Source organism: Methylobacterium tardum, from assembly GCF_023546765.1.
GTDB lineage: Bacteria > Pseudomonadota > Alphaproteobacteria > Rhizobiales > Beijerinckiaceae > Methylobacterium > Methylobacterium tardum.
This window is the reverse complement of sequence record NZ_CP097484.1, coordinates 5,325,057-5,344,267: the sequence shown is the minus strand read 5'-3', so window position 1 is coordinate 5,344,267 and position 19,211 is coordinate 5,325,057. Positions and strand designations below refer to the sequence as shown.

Annotated in this window: 18 protein-coding genes; 11 read left to right on the top strand and 7 right to left on the bottom strand. The window is 71.2% G+C overall.

Annotated elements, in window-relative coordinates:
• Nucleotides 1-38 precede the first annotated feature (38 nt).
• The gene (locus M6G65_RS25495; RefSeq protein WP_379011834.1) at nucleotides 39-566 is read right to left on the bottom strand and encodes a L,D-transpeptidase family protein; all 528 of its coding nucleotides are present in this window, start codon (nucleotides 564-566) and stop codon (nucleotides 39-41) included.
• Between the two features lie 389 nt (nucleotides 567-955).
• On the opposite strand from M6G65_RS25495, the gene M6G65_RS25490 reads away from it, so the two are divergent.
• The 10 genes from M6G65_RS25490 to holA all read left to right on the top strand — a co-directional run bounded on the left by M6G65_RS25490 (nucleotide 956) and on the right by holA (nucleotide 12,692).
• Nucleotides 956-1,642: a response regulator transcription factor gene (locus M6G65_RS25490; RefSeq protein ID WP_192710400.1), complete on the top strand. Its 687-nt coding sequence runs from the start codon at nucleotides 956-958 to the stop codon at nucleotides 1,640-1,642.
• A 66-nt stretch (nucleotides 1,643-1,708) separates the two neighbouring features.
• Entirely contained in the window at nucleotides 1,709-2,224 is a 516-nt protein-coding gene (locus M6G65_RS25485) for a cyclic nucleotide-binding domain-containing protein (protein ID WP_250103042.1), read from the top strand.
• A gap of 35 nt (nucleotides 2,225-2,259) precedes the next feature.
• On the top strand, nucleotides 2,260-3,120 hold the full coding sequence (gene dapD, locus M6G65_RS25480) for a 2,3,4,5-tetrahydropyridine-2,6-dicarboxylate N-succinyltransferase (protein WP_238196004.1): 861 nt from the start codon (nucleotides 2,260-2,262) through the stop codon (nucleotides 3,118-3,120).
• Between the two features lie 26 nt (nucleotides 3,121-3,146).
• Nucleotides 3,147-4,001: an alpha/beta fold hydrolase gene (locus tag M6G65_RS25475; RefSeq protein WP_238196003.1), complete on the top strand. Its 855-nt coding sequence runs from the start codon at nucleotides 3,147-3,149 to the stop codon at nucleotides 3,999-4,001.
• A 138-nt stretch (nucleotides 4,002-4,139) separates the two neighbouring features.
• Nucleotides 4,140-5,024 carry an acid phosphatase gene (locus M6G65_RS25470; protein WP_238196002.1) on the top strand — a complete coding sequence of 295 codons (885 nt, stop codon included), beginning with the start codon at nucleotides 4,140-4,142 and terminating at the stop codon, nucleotides 5,022-5,024.
• A 260-nt stretch (nucleotides 5,025-5,284) separates the two neighbouring features.
• Complete coding sequence (locus M6G65_RS25465; RefSeq protein WP_250103041.1) at nucleotides 5,285-7,510, top strand: TonB-dependent siderophore receptor; 2,226 nt, start codon at nucleotides 5,285-5,287, stop codon at nucleotides 7,508-7,510.
• A 174-nt stretch (nucleotides 7,511-7,684) separates the two neighbouring features.
• Nucleotides 7,685-9,919, top strand: coding sequence for a TonB-dependent siderophore receptor (locus tag M6G65_RS25460; protein WP_238196000.1), 2,235 nt, complete (start codon nucleotides 7,685-7,687; stop codon nucleotides 9,917-9,919).
• 106 nt (nucleotides 9,920-10,025) lie between these two features.
• Nucleotides 10,026-10,979: an AEC family transporter gene (locus tag M6G65_RS25455; RefSeq protein WP_238195999.1), complete on the top strand. Its 954-nt coding sequence runs from the start codon at nucleotides 10,026-10,028 to the stop codon at nucleotides 10,977-10,979.
• Between the two features lie 129 nt (nucleotides 10,980-11,108).
• Complete coding sequence (locus tag M6G65_RS25450) at nucleotides 11,109-11,654, top strand: LPS assembly lipoprotein LptE (RefSeq protein ID WP_238195998.1); 546 nt, start codon at nucleotides 11,109-11,111, stop codon at nucleotides 11,652-11,654.
• A gap of 6 nt (nucleotides 11,655-11,660) precedes the next feature.
• On the top strand, nucleotides 11,661-12,692 hold the full coding sequence (gene holA, locus M6G65_RS25445; RefSeq protein WP_238195997.1) for a DNA polymerase III subunit delta: 1,032 nt from the start codon (nucleotides 11,661-11,663) through the stop codon (nucleotides 12,690-12,692).
• A gap of 249 nt (nucleotides 12,693-12,941) precedes the next feature.
• Here the strand turns inward: holA and M6G65_RS25440 are convergent, their stop codons facing one another.
• The 4 genes from M6G65_RS25440 to mnmG all read right to left on the bottom strand — a co-directional run bounded on the left by M6G65_RS25440 (nucleotide 12,942) and on the right by mnmG (nucleotide 17,367).
• On the bottom strand, nucleotides 12,942-13,838 hold the full coding sequence (locus tag M6G65_RS25440; RefSeq protein WP_250104289.1) for a ParB/RepB/Spo0J family partition protein: 897 nt from the start codon (nucleotides 13,836-13,838) through the stop codon (nucleotides 12,942-12,944).
• 150 nt (nucleotides 13,839-13,988) lie between these two features.
• Nucleotides 13,989-14,846 (bottom strand): ParA family protein, encoded by an 858-nt coding sequence (locus tag M6G65_RS25435; protein ID WP_284042360.1) that lies wholly within the window; start codon nucleotides 14,844-14,846, stop codon nucleotides 13,989-13,991.
• Nucleotides 14,843-15,478 carry a 16S rRNA (guanine(527)-N(7))-methyltransferase RsmG gene (rsmG, locus tag M6G65_RS25430; protein WP_238195996.1) on the bottom strand — a complete coding sequence of 212 codons (636 nt, stop codon included), beginning with the start codon at nucleotides 15,476-15,478 and terminating at the stop codon, nucleotides 14,843-14,845. Before rsmG ends, M6G65_RS25435 begins: the two co-directional genes overlap by 4 nt.
• Entirely contained in the window at nucleotides 15,475-17,367 is a 1,893-nt protein-coding gene (gene mnmG / locus M6G65_RS25425) for a tRNA uridine-5-carboxymethylaminomethyl(34) synthesis enzyme MnmG (protein ID WP_250103040.1), read from the bottom strand. The genes rsmG and mnmG overlap by 4 nt, the downstream gene beginning before the upstream one ends.
• 396 nt (nucleotides 17,368-17,763) lie before the next feature.
• On the opposite strand from mnmG, the gene M6G65_RS25420 reads away from it, so the two are divergent.
• Nucleotides 17,764-17,913, top strand: a complete 150-nt coding sequence (locus tag M6G65_RS25420; protein WP_192710413.1) for a hypothetical protein — start codon at nucleotides 17,764-17,766, stop codon at nucleotides 17,911-17,913.
• 61 nt (nucleotides 17,914-17,974) lie between these two features.
• Here M6G65_RS25420 and M6G65_RS25415 read toward each other — a convergent pair whose 3' ends face one another.
• Both M6G65_RS25415 and M6G65_RS25410 read right to left on the bottom strand, forming a co-directional pair.
• A complete protein-coding gene (locus M6G65_RS25415; RefSeq protein ID WP_238195994.1) occupies nucleotides 17,975-18,196 on the bottom strand; it encodes a heavy-metal-associated domain-containing protein in 222 nt (73 codons plus the stop codon).
• A 65-nt stretch (nucleotides 18,197-18,261) separates the two neighbouring features.
• Entirely contained in the window at nucleotides 18,262-19,140 is an 879-nt protein-coding gene (locus M6G65_RS25410; protein WP_238195993.1) for a MipA/OmpV family protein, read from the bottom strand.
• Between the last annotated feature and the right edge of the window lie 71 nt (nucleotides 19,141-19,211).

Here is a 19,211-nt window from a genome sequence, read left to right as displayed (position 1 = left end):
CTTATCGCGCTCAGCGTCGCGCTGCCGCCGAGCCGGGCTCAGCCGATCCGCAGATGCGTCCGCGGCCCGAGGCGCCGGAGCAGCCGCAGCAGGTCGGCCCGGGCCAGGGCGACGCAGCCCTCCGTGGGGCGATAGCCGTCGCGGGCGATGTGCAGGAAGATCGCCGAGCCCCGCCCCTTCCGGATCGGGGCGCGGTTGTAGTCGAGGTCGATCACCACGTCGTAGAGCCCGTCGCCGCGCCACATCGATTCGGCGCTGACTCCAGGGGCCGGCAGGCGGATCGGCCGGTTGTAGCGGCGGTCCCGCCGGTCGTCGCACCAGCCGTCCTCGGGCCGGGTCGCCCGGAGCGGCAGCGCCGTGCGCGGGCGGATCCCGAGATGATCGGGCCGGTAGGCGCCACCCCGCAGGCGGAAGCGGCCCCGCGGCGAGCCGCCGTCACCCTCGCGCTTGGCGATGACGATTCCCCCGGCCCCGAGGGCGCAGGGAATCACCGTCGGACCGACCAGGAGATGGCCCCGCCGCCGGTCCCCGACCGTCGCCCGCACGCGGATCTCGCCCAGGCTCAGGCGGACTGAGCCGGGCTCCTCATTTCGTCCTCGACGCACGGCTAACCCTCTCTCAGCCTGGTCCACCGAAGCGGACCGGCGGGTCTTAGGTCCGGGATTCGCAGTTTGAAACCGGTGAACAATTGCGCACAAGGCAGTTTCCGGCCACAAACGTTGCCCTATCCTTGGCCGGAAATCGGGCGGCTGATCCGGGATTGGGAGCGAACCCGCCACGCTTGGCGCGGCCGACGCCCTCGAATCACGGCGCGCGCCACCCGGCACGGACAATGATGCGGAAACAATACCCTCGGCAAAGTCGCGACGCGCGATCCTGCTGAGACCATCAGTCATCGCACGCTGCGCCCGGAAGGCGGCCCTTCCCTTCCGCAGCCTGCTCTGGGACCCGGACGATGCCGAATGCCTACCGCCTGCTGATCTGCGACGACGACGCGATCCTGCGCGACACCCTCACCGAGCAGCTCGACCTCTGCGAGGATTTCTCGGTGATCACCGAGGCGAACGCCGCGGACGCGATCCGGCGGGTGGCCGCGGAGCGCATCGACCTCGCGGTGATGGATGTCGGCCTGCCCGATCTCGACGGGCGCGAGGCCGTGCGCCGGATGCGGGCGGCCGGATACCGCGGCCCGGTGATCATGCTCACCGCCCAGGATTCCGAGGCGGATCACGTCGAAGGGCTGGAGGCCGGCGCCAACGATTACGTGACCAAGCCGTTCAAGTTCGGCATCCTGCTGGCCCGCATCCGCGCGCACCTGCGCAGCCACGAGGCCTCCGAGGATGCGGTCTTCCAGATCGGTCCCTACACGTTCCGGCCGGGGGCCAAGCTGCTGGTCGGCGAGCGCGGCTCGAAGCTCAAGCTCACCGAGAAGGAGACCGCGATCCTGCGCTTCCTCTACCGGGCGGGCCGGGCGGTGGTGAACCGCGACACGCTGCTGGCCGAGGTCTGGGGCTACAACGCCCACGTCACCACCCACACGCTGGAGACGCATATCTACCGGCTGCGCCAGAAGATCGAGCCCAACCCTGCCACCGCCGCGATCCTCGTGACGGAGGGCGGTGGATACAAGTTGCTGCCCTGACGAAATGAAGTTTTCCGTGTAGGCGATCCGAATAGGTTCGCGTGCGCGCAGGGTGGTGAGGCGTTCTTGGGGCTCGGCGACGACATCGCGATCCTCGCAGCCGCGCCGCTGTTCGGCTTCCTCGACCGGGATGCCCTGCGCCTGCTGACCTTCGCGGCCGAGCGGCGCGAGCTCACGGATGGCGACCTGCTGTTCTCCCGCGGCGACCCGGCCGATGGCGGCTTCGTGGTGATGTCGGGCACGATCCGGCTCGAGCCGCGAGGCGCGGGGGCCGAGACGGTCCGGGCCGGGCGCGCGGCGCTGATCGGGCAGCTCGCCCTGTTCGTGCGCGGCACGCGCCCGACCGAGGCCCGGGCCGAGGGCGCCGCCGAGGTCATGCGGATCACCCCGACCCTGATGCGCCGCGTGCTGGAGGAATTCCCCGGTGCCGCCCAGGCCGTCCACGACACCCTCGCGGACGACCTCGCCGGTCTGGTGGCCGATCTCGATCAGGTGGGCGCGCTGCTCGCGGCGATCGACGGCATCGCCCAGGGTGAGAGCTCAAGTGACAGCCCAGGTGACAGCCCCGGTGACCGCTTGTAAGCACGGGCTCCCGCCTCAAGAGTTCTGACCCGTCCATGTCCCAGGCCGGCAAGCCCCATTCCGATCTCGCCCAGACCATCGAAGCCGCCTGGGAGGACCGCGCCAACATCTCGACCGCCACCCGGGGCGCGGTGCGCGAGGCGGTCGAGGCGGCTCTGGACCTGCTCGATTCCGGCAAGGCCCGCGTCGCCGAGAAAAGCGGCAACGACGACTGGGTCGTCAACCAGTGGCTGAAGAAGGCGGTGCTGCTCTCCTTCCGCCTCAACGACATGGCGACGATCGAGGGCGGCCCCGGCGGCGCGCCCTGGTGGGACAAGGTCGCCTCCAAGTTCGCCGGCTGGGGCGAGGCCGAGTTCCGCGCCGCGGGCCTGCGCGCCGTGCCGGGCTGCTTCGTCCGCCGCGGCTCCTACATCGCGCCGGGCGCCGTGCTGATGCCGAGCTTCGTCAATCTCGGCGCCCATGTCGGCGAGGGCACGATGGTCGACACCTGGGTGACGATCGGCTCCTGCGCGCAGGTCGGCAAGAACTGCCACATCTCGGGCGGCGCCGGCATCGCGGGCGTGCTGGAGCCGCTCCAGGCCAACCCGGTGATTATCGAGGACGATTGCTTCATCGGCGCCCGCGCCGAGGTGGCGGAGGGCGTGATCGTCGGCCAGGGCAGCGTCCTGTCGATGGGCGTCTATATCGGCGCCTCGACCAAGATCGTGGACCGGACCACCGGCGAGGTCATGTACGGCCGCGTGCCGCCCTACTCGGTCGTTGTCTCGGGCACGATGCCCGGCAAGGCGCTGCCGGACGGCTCGCCCGGCCCGGGCCTGTACTGCGCGGTGATCGTCAAGCGCGTCGATGCCGGCACCCGCTCGAAGACCGCGATCAACGAGCTGCTCCGCACCTGATTCTTCTGGGACTCGAGGGCGGCCCGATGGAGACGCAGGCGCTGAGCCTCACGGTGGCGGGCCGGCCGGTGCCGACGCCCTGCGACGTGATCGGCCAGGGGCAGGACGCGCTCCTGCTGCCGGCCCTCTCGACCATCTCGGCGCGGGCCGAGATGCGCGATCTCGCCCGCGCATTAGGGACCGGGTATCGCTGCCGCATCCCCGACTGGCCGGGCTTCGGCGCCCGGCCGCGGACCCGGGTGCCGCTGGCCCCGGAGACGTTCCACGCCTTCCTGGACGCGCTGCTCGAAGCCGCGCCCGGCCCCTACGCCCTCGGCGTTGCGGCCGGCCATGCCGCCGGCTACCTCGTGGCGGCGGCGCGGCGCCATCCCGGCACCTTCGCCCGGCTGGTCCTGGTGGCGCCGACCTGGCGGGGGCCGCTGCCCACCGCGATGCCGGGCCGCGCGCACTGGTTCCCGCGCATCCGCCGGGCCGTGGAGGCCCCGATCTTCGGCGAGGCGCTCTACCGGATCAACATCAGCCCGCCGATCATCGGCCGGATGATGCGCGCCCATGTCTACGCCGACGCGGCGCGCGTGACGCCGGCCGTGGTCCGCGACAAGCACGCGATCACCCGCCAGCGCAACGGCCGGTTCGGCACCGCGGCCTTCGTCACCGGCGGCCTCGACCCGGTGGCCAGCCGCGCGGCCTTCCTCGACCTGTTCGACGCGGCCCTGCCGCCGATCCTGGTGCTGCGGCCCGAGGGCGCCCCGCGCCGCTCGGGGGCCGAGATGGACGCCCTGATCGCCGGCGGCCGGGTGACGGGCGCGGTGATCCCCGGGGCGCTGAGCCCGCACGAGGAACATCCGGAGGCCGTGGCGGCCGCGATCCGGGCGGGCTGACGTCCCTCAGCGCAGGGCGCGACGGGCCCCATCTGGACAGGACCGCCCGCCTGTGCAGGGACTGAGCGGGCCGGTTGAGCCGTTCGTCCGGCAGCGGGACTGGCCCGCAGGTTTCCAGCCGATAGAGCCCCGGATCCGATGCTGCGCACCCCGTCCCGCCTCGCTCCGCCCGTCCGCCCCGCTCTCCTCGCCGTTCTCCTCGCCGCGGCGGTCCCGGCGCTGGCCGAGGACATGCCCCGCCCTGCCCCGCCGGGCGTGGCGCCGTCGCTCGGCTCCGACACGCTCAAGCCCGGCAAGCCGGCGGCGAAACCCTATCTCGCCGACACGGCGCTGCCCGACGCCCTCAAGATCCTGCCGGCGCCGCCGGCCCACGACGCGCCCCTCGACAAGGCCGACCGGGCGGCCTTCAGCAGCACCCGCGCCCTCAAGGGCAGCCCGCGCTGGGAGATCGCCAGCAACGACGTCGCCGAGGGCGCCGCCGCGGTTCTGGAGAACTTCGCCTGCGTGCTCGGTACTCGGATCGACCAGACCCGGGTACCGGCGGTGATCAACCTGCTGGAGCGGGCCCGCCTCGACCTCGCCCGGGCAACCCGCGGCCCCAAGGTGCATTACCGCCGCCTGCGGCCCTTCGTGGGCAACGAGGCCCCGATCTGCGTCCAGCGCAGCCAGGCGCTGGCCGACAGCTTCAGCTATCCCTCCGGCCACGCGACGCAAGGCTGGGCCTACGCGCTGATCCTGGCGGCCCTGGTGCCCGAAAAGGCGACCCCGATCCTGGTCCGCGGCCGGGCCTACGGCGAGAGCCGGATCGTCTGCGGCGTCCACTGGCTCAGCGACGTGGTCGCGGGGCGCCTGACCGGCACCGCGGTCTTCGCCGCCCTGATGGGCGACCCGACCTTCCGGGCCGACCTGGAGAAGGCCCGCGCCGAGCTGCGCGCCGCCCTCGCCGGGGCCGGGACCGCGCCCGATCAGGCGACCTGCACCCGGGAGGCCGACGCCCTGCGGGAGCCGCCGCTGGAGTTCTGAGATCGGGCGGCGCAGATGAAGCAGCGCGCCCCCGAAGATCTCGGCGGGGCGCCGACAGCTCTGCTGCGCGTGGCGGGTCCGGCTACGCATTGAATGCAGGTCCGGCTCTGTATAGCGCGCCAAGCTGGAACGGTTATAGATTTTAGGTCTTCTAACTGTGTGATTTTCAACACGAATCTACCTTGCCCGATCATCCTTGAGCAGCCCATCGTGAGCGCGCGATCGCCGGTCACCGGTGCCGGTTCGGGCTTCGAGGGTTCATGCGTTCGGTCCGCCTCACGGTTCTGCTCGCCTCGACGGCGCTCGCCGGCTCCGCCCTCGCCCAGGAGGCGAAGGTGCAGCTCAACGAGATCTCCGTGGAGGCCGCAGGCCCCGCCCCGGCCGCCGCGGTCGTCTCCGGCGCGGACGGCAATGTCAGCGGCGGTGACGGCAACAGTTCGGCCACCAGCGGGGGCGGCGGCGGGCCCTCGGGGGTCACCGGCTACGTCGCCCGGGTCAGCCCCACCGCCACCAAGACCAACACCGCGCTGATCGACACCCCGCAATCGGTCTCGGTCGTCACCCGCGAGCAGCTCAACGACCGCAACGTCCAGAGCGTCAACGAGGCTCTGGCCTACACGCCCGGCGTCTCGAGCAACGTGTTCGGCTTCGACCCGCGCTTCGACGCCTTCTACATCCGCGGCTTCGCCGCGACGAACGACGGCGTCTTCCGCGACGGCCTGCGCCAGCCCGGCGTCGGGCAGGCGGTGGCCCGGATCGAGCCCTACGGCACCGAGGCGCTGACCATCCTGCGCGGACCGTCCTCCGGCCTCTACGGGCTGGGCTCGCCCGGCGGCATCGCCGACATCACCTCGAAGCGCCCGGTCTTCGTGCCCTTCGGCGAGGTCTGGTTCCAGGGCGGCAACTTCGACCGCACCCAGGGCAATTTCGACATCGGCAGCCCGATTGAGGGTTCGGACGGCACCCTCGCCTTCCGGCTGACCGGCGCGTTCCGCGAGGCGAACACGTTCCTGCCGAGCGGCACCGACAACCGCTTCACCATCGCGCCGGCGCTCACGTGGCGGCCCTCGGCCGACACCACCTTCACGCTGCTCACCGAGTTCCAGCACTCCAAGGCGCCGGGCACCTCGGCCTTCTACACCGCGCCGGGCTTCGTCATCACTCGCCTCTACCAGGGCGACGCGGCCTTCAACGCCCTGAACCAGGATTCCTACCGGATCGGCTACGGCTTCGAACACCGGTTCTCGGACGACCTGATCTTCCGCCAGAACGTCCGCTACCAGAACATCGACAGCCATCTCGCCTACACGCAGATCGACAGCGTCACCGGCCTCTCGGCCCAGCGCGAGAACGGTCTGATCCACGACCGGCTCGGCTACGTGGCGGTCGACAACCAGCTCGAGGCGCATCTCGTCACCGGCCCGGTGAGCCACACCCTGCTCGCCGGCGTCGATTACCTCCACTACGATTACCGGCGCGATGCCGGTTTCGGCCTGATCCCGGACCTCAACCTCGCGGGCGTCAGCGACTTCTCGACCTTCCGCTACCGCACCTTCGTGCCCCGCCCGGCCCTCACCTCGGCCTCCGCGCAGTCGCAGGACCAGATCGGCCTCTACATCCAGGAGCAGGCGAAGTTCGACCGCTTCGTCCTGACGCTGACCGGCCGCCAGGATTTCGTCAGCCAATCCACCCGCGCCGGGACGCCCGGCAGCCTCGGCGCGGCGCGGAGCCAGGACGATTCCGCCTTCACGGGCCGCGCCGGCCTCAACTACCTGCTGGCGCCGGGGCTGGTGCCCTACGCGAGCTACGCCACGACCTTCACGCCCCAGCTCGGCGTCGACATCAACGGCCGCGCGTTCAAGCCCGCCACCGGCGATCAGATCGAGGCCGGCGTGAAATACGCCATCCCCGACACCAACATCACCGGAAGTTTTGCCGGCTTCGATATCGTGCAGTCGAGCGTCCTTCAGACCGACCCGACCAACATCGCCAATCAGGTCGCCTCCGGATCGGTCCAGTCCAAGGGCTTCGAGGCGGAGCTGACCGCCAATTTTGCGCCGGGCACGAACCTGACCGTCGCCTACACGCATCTCGACCTGCGCTACCGCAACGCGACCTTCCCGGGCACGACCCAGTCGATCAGCGGCAATGCCGTCTCGGGCATCCCGGGCGACACCTTCGCGGCCTTCGGGACCTATCAATTCCCGCCCGCCTCGCCGCTGCGCGGCCTGCAGATCGGCGGTGGCATCCGCTACACGAGCACGAGCTTCGCCGACGACCTCAACACCGTACGCAACCCGACGGTGACGCAGTTCGACGCCCTGGTGGCCTACGATTTCGCGGCTTTGGACCCGAAGTACAAAGGCTTCCGGGCGCAGATCAACGCCTTCAACATCTTCGACCGCGACTACTACACGTGCCAATCCGGCTTCTGCTACCGCGGCGCGCCCGCCACGGTGATCGGCAGCCTGATCTACCGCTGGTAGGGACGGGTCCGGTCGGTCCGTGCCGGCCTCGAGACGGACCGCAGCTTCGAACCGTTTCACATTTTAAACGTTCTAAGTGTGTGATCTAGAACACGTTTTCGGCTTGATCAAGAAACCGTGAACGGGTGAAGAGGAACCCAAGTGCCGATCAACGGCACGAATACAGGGTCCTCGATGTTCACGCGTTCTGCCTCGCTCGGTCTGCTCCTCGCCTCCACGGCCCTGGTCGGGCCCCACATGGCCGGTCAAGCCGCGGCCCAGCCCGCCGATGTCCAGCTCAACGAACTCTCGGTCGAGGCCGCCGGCCAAGTCGTGACCGGTCCGGCCGTCTCCGGGGCGGGCGGCAATGTCAGCGGCGGCGACGGCGGCAACAGCTCGGCCACCAGCGGGGGCGGGGGCGGCCCCTCCGGCGTCACCGGCTACGTCGCCCGGATCAGCCCGACCGCCACCAAGACCAACACGCCGCTGATCGAGACCCCGCAATCCGTCTCGGTGGTCACCCGCGAGCAGCTCAACGACCGCAACGTCCAGAGCTTCAGCGACGCCCTCGCCTACGTGCCGGGCGCCACCATCAACGTCTCGGGCTTCGACCCCCGCTTCGATCAGGTCTTCATCCGCGGCTTCGACGTGCTCTCCAACCAGGGCACCTACCGGGACGGCCTGCGCCAGATCGGCAGCGGCTTCATCTTCCCGCGCATCGAGCCCTACGGGCTGGAGGCCGTGACGGTCCTGCGCGGGCCGGCCTCGGGCCTCTACGGCCTCGGCTCACCGGGCGGCATCCTCGACGCGACCTCGAAGCGCCCGGTCTTCGCGCCCTTCGGCGAGGTCTGGTTCCAGTCGGGCAGCTTCGACCGCTTCCAGGGCAATTTCGACCTCGGCGGCCCGGTGGAGGGCTCGAACGGCACCATGGCCTACCGGCTGACCGGCGTGCGCCGGGAAGCCGGCACCTTCATCGGCCGCGGCACCAACGACGACCAGCTCAACATTGCCCCGGCCTTCACGTGGAAGCCCTCGGCCGACACCACCCTCACCTTCCTGAGCGAGTTCCAGGTCCGGAACACGCCGGCCACCGTGTTCTACTACAACGATCCCGGCTTCCGGGTGACCAAGTATTACAGCGGCGACCCGCGCTTCGCCGGGCTCGACCAGACGCAGTACCGGATCGGCTACGCCTTCGAGCACCGGTTCTCGGACGACCTGATCTTCCGCCAGAACTTCCGGCACTACGGGATCTTCCTCAGCGCCAAGTACACCAGCATCGATTCCATCAACGAAGCGCGCACGCTGGGCTCCCGCTCGACCGGCTATATCCGCGAGGGGCTGGTGCAGCAGACGCTGGACAACCAGCTCGAGGCGCACCTCGTCACCGGCCCCATCTCCCACACCCTGGTGGCGGGCGTGGACTACGCTCATTACGGCCTGAGCAACCGCTTCGGCGGCGGCCCCGCCCCCGACCTCAACCTCATCACCCAGAATTACGGCCGGCAATTCATCCCGACGCCGACGCTGGCGAGCCCGACGCGGCAGGCCCAGGACCAGATCGGCGTCTATCTGCAGGATCAGGCCCGGTTCGGCGACTTCATCCTGACGCTGAACGGGCGCCACGACTGGATCTTCCAGGACAACCGCACCACGCCGGTCAGCGCGGTCACCCGCCAGGACGACACTGCCTTCACCGGCCGGGTCGGCCTCGGCTACGTGCTGGCGCCCGGTCTCGTGCCCTACGCGAGCTACGCCACCACCTTCACGCCCCAGGTCGGCACGGATGCCCGCGGCCAGGCCTTCAAGCCGGCGAGCGGCGACCAGATCGAGGCCGGCGTGAAGTACCTGATCCCCGGCACCAACATCCAGACCGCGTTCGCGGGCTTCGACATCGAGCAGTCGAGCATCCTGCGCACGGACCCGACCAACATCGCCTTCCAGGCCGCGACCGGCTCGGTGCGCTCCCGCGGCTTCGAGGCCGAGGCGACCGCCAACCTCGCGCCGGGCACGAACCTGACCATCGCCTACACACACCTCGACTTCCGCTTCCTGAGCCAGACCTCGTTCGGGGGCACCAACCAGGACGGGAACCGCGTCTCCGGCATCCCGAGCGACACCTACGCGTCGTTCCTCACCTACGCGTTCCCGACCTCCTCGGCCTTCCGCGGCCTGACGATCGGCGGCGGCATCCGCTACATCGGCACCAGCTTCGCCGACGACGACAACACGGTGCGCAACCCCACCGTGACGCTCTACGACGCGCTGGTCGCGTACGATTTCGCCGCGATCGACCCGAAGTATCAAGGCCTGCGCGCGCAGATCAACGCCTACAACATCTTCGACCGGACCTATAACACCTGCGCGTTCGGGAACTGCTTCCGAGGCGCCCCGGCCACCGTCATCGGCAGCCTGATCTACCGCTGGTGATCCCGCGGGGGCGGGCGCCGGCATGGCTGGCCCCCGCCCCCGGCACTGGAGATCGGCGCGGAATCCGTCCTAAGGCCGGAGCATCGTCCTCCGCCCCGGGCCCGCCATGCTCTCGACCCTCCTGGTCGTGCTGCCGATCTTCGCGCTGATCTTCGCCGGCTGGCTGGCCCGGCGGATCGGCGTGCTCGGCGCCGCCGCCACCACCGAGCTCAACCGGTTCGTGGTCTTCCTGGCGCTGCCGGCGCTGCTGTTCGACGTCACCGCCCATGCCCATTGGAGCGCCATCTGGAAGCCCGGCTTCATCGGCGCCTTCGGCCTCAGCAGCCTCGCGATCTTCGCGCTCACGGTGCTGATCCGGCGGGGGGAGGGGCGTCCGCTCGCCGATGCCGCGGTGGATGGGCTGAATGCCGGCTACGCCAATACCGGGTTCATGGGCTTCCCCCTGGCGCTCGTGGCCTTCGGTCCCGAGGCGCTGGCTCCCACCACGGTGGCGACGATCCTGACCGTCTGCGCCGTGTTCGCGGTCGCGATCGTGCTGATCGAGACCGGGCTGCGGCGCGAGGCGGTCGCGGCCGGGCAGGGCGGCGCCCGCGGCCCGGTCTGGCGCACGGTCGGCCGGTCGCTGCTGCGCAACCCGCTCCTGGTGGCGCCGGCGCTGGGCGCCCTGGTGCCGTGCCTCGGGCTCGCCCTGCCGGCGCCCGTGGAGACCTTTCTGAAGCTCCTCGGCGGCGCGGCCTCGCCCTGCGCCCTGGTGGCCCTCGGCCTGTTCCTGGCCCAGAAGCGCGGGCGGCAGAGCGGGCAGGGGCGGGTGGCGGGGCTCCTCGTCGGGCTGAAGCTCGCCGCCCATCCGCTGCTGGCCTACGGGCTCGGCCGCTACCTGTTCGACCTGCCGCCGCTCCTGCTGCACGTGGCGGTGCTGATGGCGGCGCTGCCCACCGGGACCGGGCCGTTCATGCTGGCGGAGTTCTACCGGCGCGAGGCCGACCTGACCGCCACGGTGGTGCTGGTCTCGACGGTGCTGGCGGTGCTGACGGTCTCGGGCTACCTGGCGACGCTCTGAAACGTGGCCGACACCTGACGACCACGCTCTTGCCGCAGAGGAATCGTAACGCTTCGCGCCTAGCGTCATGGCGCGGCCCTCTGTGTCCGCGCTAGAACGATCCGGCGAAGCGGGGCGGAACGGCGGCTGATGGTGAGGTCTGGGGTATCGATCGCGGGTCGGGTCGGCCGTCTCGTCTGCGTGGCCGGCCTGGCGCTGAACCTCTCGGCCTGCTTTCGCCCGCTCTACGGGCCGACGGCCTCCGGCGAGACCGTCCAGGCGCTGCTCGCCTCCGTGCAGGTCGACGACGTGGTGATGGCCCAGGGCCAGGAACGGCTCGGGCATTACCTGCGCAGCGAGCTGGTCTTCGACCTCGACGGGTCGGGCCAGCCCTCGGCCAAGCGCTACCGGCTGAAGCTCTCGGGCTCCGAGATCGTCCAGACCCCGATCGTGTCCTCGACCACGGGCCGCGCCGAGGCCGGCACCCTGGTGGCCAACATCAAGTACAGCCTCGAGGACATGACCGGCGCCAAGGTCTACACCGAGGGCGTGGCGACCTCGACCGCGACCTACGACCGATCGGTCCAGCGCTTCGCCAGCCAGCGGGCGGCGCGCGACGCCGAGATTCGCCTCGCCAGCGTGCTCTCCGACCAGATCAAGAGCCGCCTCGCGGCCGTGCTCTCGACCAAGCCGTAACCCGCGGTGACCGCGGTCAAGGCCGGCGAGATCGAAGGGCTGATCCGGCGCGGGCCCGACCCGCGCATCCCGGTGATCCTCGTCTACGGACCCGACACGGGTCTCGTCACCGAGCGCGCCCGCAAGCTCGCCGAGGATTTCGTCACCGACCCGGCCGACCCCTTCGCCCTGGTGCGGATCGACGGCGACGCCCTCGCCTCCGATCCAGGCCGGCTCTGCGACGAGGCCGGCACGATGGGCCTGTTCGGCGGCCGCCGGGCGATCTGGGTCCGGCCCGGCACCCGCAACTACGCGCCCGCGGTCGAGGCGGTGCTGGGCGCCACGGTCGCCGACGCCCGGATCGTCGTGGAGGCCGGCGACCTCGCCAAGAACAACCCGTTGCGCACCCTGTGCGAGCGCTCGGCCAAGGCACTGGCGATTCCCTGCTACGCCGACGACGAGCGCACCCTCTCGGACCTGATCGAGCGCACCCTCCAGGAGCGCGGCCTGCGCATCGACCGCGCCGCCCGCGAGGTCCTGGCCCGGAGCCTCGGCGGCGACCGCCGGGCCAGCCTGATGGAGATCGAGAAGCTCGCCCTCTACGCGGCCGGTGAGGGCACCGTGACCCTCGACCATGTCGAGGCCGTCACCAGCGACGTCGCCGCCAGCGTGCTCAACACCCTGATCGACGCGGCCTTCGACGGCCGCCGCGACGCGGTGGAGCGCGACTACCGGCGCTTCCGGCACGAGGGTCTCGATCCCGGCGCGGTGCTGGGCTCGGCGCTGCGGCACGCCCTGACGCTGCTCACCACCCGCCTCGACAACCCCGACAAGACGCCCGCCCTCATGGTGGCGACGTGGCGCGGCCTGCATTTCAAGCGCAAGGCCAGCATCGAGGGCCAGCTCGGCGCTTGGCCGCCCGGTACCCTGCGGCAGGCGGTGGCGGCCCTTCAGGCGGCCGTCCTGGCCTGCCGGCGGGCCGAGCCGGAGCTGGCCCACGCCCTGGCCTCAGCGGCCCTGCTGCGCGTCGCCGAGGCCGGAGCGCGGCGTCGGCGGTAGGGCAGGGCGCGGGAGCGACCCGCCGGGGCGTTGCGGGTCTCGCGTGCTCGACAGAACGCCCGCTCGCCCCACCCTGCTCCGAGACCCAACCTGATCCTGAGGTGCCGCAGCGCAGCGGAGGCTTCGAAGGCGGGCTCCAGCCAGTCACGCGATCCCTGGAGCTTCCTTCGAGGCCCGCTGACGCGGTCCCCTCAGGATGAGGGGCAGGTTGGGATCGGGCCCGGCGCCCCGGATCAGGCCGGCTTGGCCTCAGCCGTCCGACACCCGGAAGCGGTTGAGCAGCCCCTGCAGCTCGTCCTGGGTCTCGTAGCGGATGCGGATCTCGCCGGAGGACTCGTCCTTCGGCCGGTACGAGACCGGGACGCCGAGCGCCCGGTGGATCCGCAATTCGAGGTCGCGCACCGGGGCGGCACGCTCCGCGGAGAGGCGCGGACGGCCGGGGCGAGGTGCCTCGTTCGGCTGGGCCTCGGCGGCCGCGATGGCCTCCACGTCCCGGACCGACAGGCCTTCCGCCACGACCCGGCGGGCCAGGGCCTCCGGATCCCGCACCGCGAGCAGCGCCCGGGCATGGCCGGCGGTCAGCTCGCCCTCGACGACGCGCTCCTGCACGGCGGCCGGCAGGTTGAGCAGGCGCAGGGTGTTGGCGAGGTGGCTGCGGCTCTTGCCGAGGATCTCGGCCAGCTCCTTCTGCGTGTACGAGAAGTCCTGCATCAGGCGCTCGTAGCCCGACGCCTCCTCGATCGGGTTGAGGTCGCTGCGCTGGACATTCTCCAGGATGGCGAATTCCAGCGAGGCGCGGTCGCCGATCTCGACGACCACCACCGGCACCTCGTCGAGCCCGGCCCGCTGGGCCGCCCGCCAGCGCCGTTCGCCGGCGACGATCTCGAACGTGCCGGGCACGTCGCCGATCGGCCGCGCCACGATCGGCTGGATGATGCCGCGCTGACCGATCGAGGTCGCCAGCTCGGACAGCTCCGTCTCGCTGAAGCTCCGGCGCGGGTTGCGCGGGTTCGGCCGCAGGAACTCCACCGGGACCCTGCGCTGCGCGTCCACCTTCGCGGCAGCGGCCTGTCCCGTGTCGCCGAAATCACCGATCAGCGCCGCGAGGCCGCGCCCCAGTCGGGGTCTTGCCCCCTCCTCCGCCATGATCGCCACCCGTGTCACGCTCCACACACACCCCCGGATCGGCGAGGGGCTCATCGGCGCCGTTCCGACCTCGTCGGGCACGGCTCCTGGTTCGATGCGCCCTCCGGAGCCCAGCCGGCATCCGGTCCGCGGGGCGCCCGCGCAGTCCGATCAGGCCGCGGCCGGGACCCGGCCCTCGCGCTGGATCACCTCCGAGGCCAGGCGCAGATAGGCCCGGCTGCCGGCGCATTTCAGGTCGTACAGCAGGGCCGGCTTGCCGTGCGAGGGCGCCTCGGAGATGCGGACGTTGCGGGGGATCACGGTCTCGTAGACCTTGTCGCCCATGAAGCCGCGCACATCCGCCACGACCTGGGCGGAGAGGTTGTTGCGCGGGTCGAACATTGTCAGCACGATGCCCTGGATCGTCAGCTTCGGGTTAAGGGCGCCGCGCACCTGCTCGACCGTCCGCAGCAGCTGGCTGAGGCCCTCCAGGGCAAAGAACTCGCATTGCAGCGGCACCAGCACAGCATCGGCCGCCGCCAGGGCGTTGATGGTCAGCAGGTTGAGCGAGGGCGGGCAGTCGATCAGCACGTAGCTGATCTTCGACAGGCTCGGCGCCTGGGTCAGGCTCTTGAGCATGGAGCGCAGCCGGTGCGCCCGGTCGGGCAGGGTGGCCAGCTCCAGCTCCAGCCCGAGGAGATCCATGGTCGAGGGCGCGATCGACAGCCGCGGCACGGCGGTCGGCACCACCGCCTGCGCCAGCGAGGCCTCGCCGGCCATCACCTCGTAGGTCGAGACCCGGCGCTTGGCGCGGTCGATCCCGAGCCCCGTCGAGGCGTTACCCTGCGGATCGAGGTCGATCACCAGCACGTCCTCGCCGATCGCCGCCAGCGCGGTGCCGAGGTTGATCGCCGTCGTGGTCTTGCCGACGCCGCCCTTCTGGTTGGCGAGCGCCAGAACGCGCAGCGGGCGTCGCATGGATGAATCCATGGACCGGTCGGCGGACTCGCCGAGGATCGGTTCGTTCATCGGTGGCTCGGGGCGGCGAGGGCAGTGACGCGCACGATCCGGGCTTCGGAATCGGTCCGGCTCGGCACGAGGTCGTTAACGACTGTCCACTGCGCGGACGCCTGGGTCAATTCGGCTTGTACATCCCGGCCCTTCGGAAACAGACCGGTGGTGCCCGTTTTCAACAGCGGCTCCGTCCAGGCGAGGAGCTGTGCCAGGGGCGCCAGGGCGCGGGCGCAGACGATCTCGATGCCGCCATACGCGTCGATCACCGACTCGATCCGGGCGTTGCGCACTCGGGCCGGCGCGCCGGTGAGGCGGGCCGTCTCGGTGAGGAAGGCGCATTTGCGCGCGTTGCTCTCCACGAGGTCGACCTGGATGCCGCGCTCCGTCCCGGCGATGGCCAGGATCAGCCCCGGGATGCCGGCCCCGGAGCCGAGATCGAGCCAGGTCCGGGCATCCGGGGCGAGGTCGAGGAGCTGCAGCGCGTCGTCGATATGCCGGCGCCAGACCTCGTCCAGGGTGGCGGGGCCGACGAGGTTCTTGATCGGCTGCCAGCGGCGGAGCTGGGCGACGTAGAGGTCGAGCCGCTCGGCTGTTTCACGTGAAACACGGGAGCCGGCGAGGACGCGGGCGCGGTCGGGATCACTCATGCCGACAGACGATCCGCGTTTCCCCGCGCGCCGCGCCGGGCATGGGCGGCGAGCAGCGTCAGCGCGGCCGGTGTCACGCCCTCGATCCGCGCGGCCTGACCAAGGGTCCCGGGGCGCACTGCCTCGAGCTTCACCCGCATCTCGTTGGAGAGACCGCTGATCGCCGCGTAGTCCAGCCCGGCCGGCAGACGCACCGCCTCGTCCCGGCGGAAGGCCGCGATGTCTGCGTTCTGCCGGTCGAGATAGACCGCGTAGGTCGCGTCGGTCTTGAGCCGGTCGGCAATGCGTGGCGCGACCGCGGCGAGATCGGGCCAGATCGCCGCCAGATCGGTCCACGCGATCTCCGGATAGGCGAGCAGCTGGAAGCCCGTCCGGCGGATGCCGTCGCGGTTCAGACTGATCCCGTGGGCGGCCGCTTGGCTCGGCGTCAGGCTCACCGCGTCGAGCCGCGCCCGGGCCGCGCCGAGGTCCTGCTGCGACGCCGTGAAATGCGCCGCCCGGTGGCGGCCGACGCAGCCGAGGGCCTCCCCGCGCGGGGTCAGCCGGGCATCGGCGTTGTCGACCCGCAGGGATAGCCGGTACTCGGAGCGCGACGTGAACATCCGGTACGGCTCGCTGACCCCGTGGGTCACCAAGTCGCCGATCATCACGCCGAGGTAGGATTCGGCCCGGTCGAAACCCGCGATGTCGAGGCCGCCGGCGGATCGGGCGGCGTTGAGGCCGGCCACCAGCCCCTGGCCGGCCGCCTCCTCGTAGCCGGTGGTGCCGTTGATCTGGCCGGCCAGGAACAGCCCCGGCAGGCGCTTCACCTGCAGGCCCGTGTCGAGCTCGCGCGGATCGACGTAATCGTACTCGATGGCGTAGCCCGTCCGGAGGATCGTGGCCCGCTCCAGCCCCGGGATCGCCCGGATGATCGCCTGCTGCACCTCTTCCGGAAGGGCCGTCGAGATGCCGTTCGGGTAGATGGTCGGGTCGTCGAGCCCCTCGGGCTCCAGGAAGATCTGGTGCCCCTCGCGGTCGCCGAAGCGCACCACCTTGTCCTCGATCGACGGGCAGTAGCGCGGCCCGCGGCTGGCGATGCCGCCGGAATACATCGGCGACCGGTGCAGGTTGGCGCGGATCAGGTCGTGGACGGCCGGGCTCGTCCGGGTGATGCCGCACCGGATCTGCGGGTTGGTGATCCGCTCGGTCAGCGTCGAGAACGGCACCGGCTCGGCATCCGCCTCCTGCATCTCCAGACCGGCCCAGTCGATGGTCCGGCCATCGAGGCGCGGCGGCGTCCCGGTCTTCAGGCGCCCGAGGCGCAGGCCGAGGCGGTCCAGCGTCCGCGCGAGCCCGATCGCCGGCGCCTCGCCGACGCGGCCCGCCGGGATCTGCCGCTCGCCGATATGGATCAGGCCGCGCAGGAAGGTGCCGGTGGTCAGCACCACGGCGGCGCAGGCGAGGGTACGGCCGTCGGCCAGGACGAGACCGGCGATGCGGCCGCCGGCGTCGAGGACGAGATCCTCGCAGGCCCCCGCGATCACCGTCAGGCCGGCTGTCTCGGCGATGGCCGCCTGCATGGCGGCCGCGTAGAGCTTCCGGTCGGCCTGGGTCCGGGGGCCGCGCACCGCCGGTCCCTTGCGGCGGTTGAGCAGGCGGAACTGGATGCCGGCGGCGTCCGCGACGCGGCCCATCAGCCCGTCCAGGGCATCGACCTCGCGCACGAGGTGGCCCTTGCCGAGGCCGCCGATCGCGGGGTTGCATGACATCGCCCCGATCGTCGCCGGGTCGTGGGTGACCAGGGCGGTGCGCGCGCCGCAGCGCGCCGCGGCGGCGGCGGCCTCGACGCCGGCATGACCGCCGCCGACGATCGCGACGTCGAACCGGTCGGGTGAGGGGGTAGGCATCGGGTGACGCGCGGCCTTTCGCTGAAGTCCCGCCGCGTCGTCCGCACGGGAGGGGCCCAGGTCGGGCCGGTCGGGCCGGTCTAAGCGCGCGCGGACGCGCCGGTCAACGCGTCGCGCCGTCCGCCCGCCGCGGTCCGCCCGGCCGGGCCGGGATCGCGCGGACCGGCCATACGGCAGTACAGTATTCCGAGCCTGCGCGCCGCCCGTCTCTATCCCGCGGCGATGCTATACTTCGGCCTGGCCGGTGAGGACTGTTCCGGCCGCCCTTGCCAGTGCGTCCGGGCCGTGCAAGTCTTGGCCGTCACGGAATCCTGAACGGACAACGGCGTCCGTCAGGCCCACGCGGGGGATTGTTTCGCTGCGTCGCGGAGCGACGCGCGGTGAGGAGAGATCGAGATGTCGTCGCTGACGATCGGCCTGGGTGCCGTCTGTTGCGCGGCCGGCGCCGCCGCCCATTTCCTCGACAGCACCAAGCGCAAGGAAGGCCTGTTCGGCCTCGCGGGCTTCGCCCTGCTGCTGACCGGGATGTTCCTGACCCGCTCCTGAGACCCACAGCGGCCGGAGGCCAAGCTTCAAGCTCAAGCCTCGGGCCGCTGCCAGAGCCGGCTCAGCCGGTCATCGCGGTGGCCGTGTAGCCCGCCTTGGTCAGGGCCTCGGCGACCACCAAGGCCTGCGCGTCGGTGCGGATCGCCACCTGCCCGGTCGCGCGGTCGACCTGAACCTCGGCCGCGGGATCGAGGCGCTGGACCGTTCGGGTCACCGCCGCGGCGCAGCCGTCGCAGGTCATGCCCTCGACCCGCATCAGCAGATCCGTGTGCGTCGCGTCCATCGCGTCCTCCGAGAAGCCGGCCCCGGGATGTCGGGACCGGATCCGCCCCGCGCAAGGCGGGCGGCTCAGAACAGGGCCGGCATCCGGAACGCGTAATCGATCCGCAGGCCGAACTGATACTGATTCGGGTTGCCGAAGGGACGGCGCACCAGCGGGCTGTCGCCGGACACGCCCAGGATCCGGGTGTAGCCGGCATAGGCGGTGTAAGCCCAGGTCTCGTTCGGCGTGTAGGTCACGGCGCCGAGGGCGCCCGCCGAGTAGAAGCTGTCCGGATCGTAGGGGGTGACGCGGCCGTTGAGCGCCGCCTCGGTCGGAGACACGCCGAAATACTTCCGGGCGAAGCTGGCATCGCCGATGTTGAAGCGCGGCCCGATCGAGAACAGGAGCTTGTCGACCGGTATCAGATAGTCGGCCGCCACCGAGCCGACCGTGCCATGATGTCCGTAGATGCCCTGCCGGATCTCGGCGCGGGTGCGGATGAAGGAGACCGGGTAGAATTCCGCGAACACCCCCGGCTCGACCGCGAAGCGCGCGTCGCGGAAGCCGAACAGGTGGCGCCGGTCGTCGCCGTAGTAGCGGCCCGGCACGAAGCGGGCGGTCGGACCGATCCGGAAGGTCTCGCTGTCGTAGAGGGACAGGCTGAATCCGTCGTCGGGCGCCGAGAAGCGGCGCGGCTCCCCGACCCGCCGGATGTCGATCGAGGGATAACCCACCGCCGTGTAGTCGCTCGCGCCAGGATAGCGCGGCACGGCCTGGATCGAGCCGCTCACCGTCACGATCCAGGTGCTGGGATCGACCATCGCGAAGGTCGGCGTGGCGCGCGGCAGCACCGCGCCGAGATCGGCGGCGCGCGACGCCGTCGGAACGCTGGCGGCGACGAGCGCGGCGGCGCCGAGGACGGCGCGGATTCGAGAGGGACGGGAAGAGACTGACGTCATGGCCACGCTTTATGGCGCCTTTTCATCCCCTCCGCATTCGCAAGCCGCGCAACCCTCCCCGGAACGCCTCGCAATCG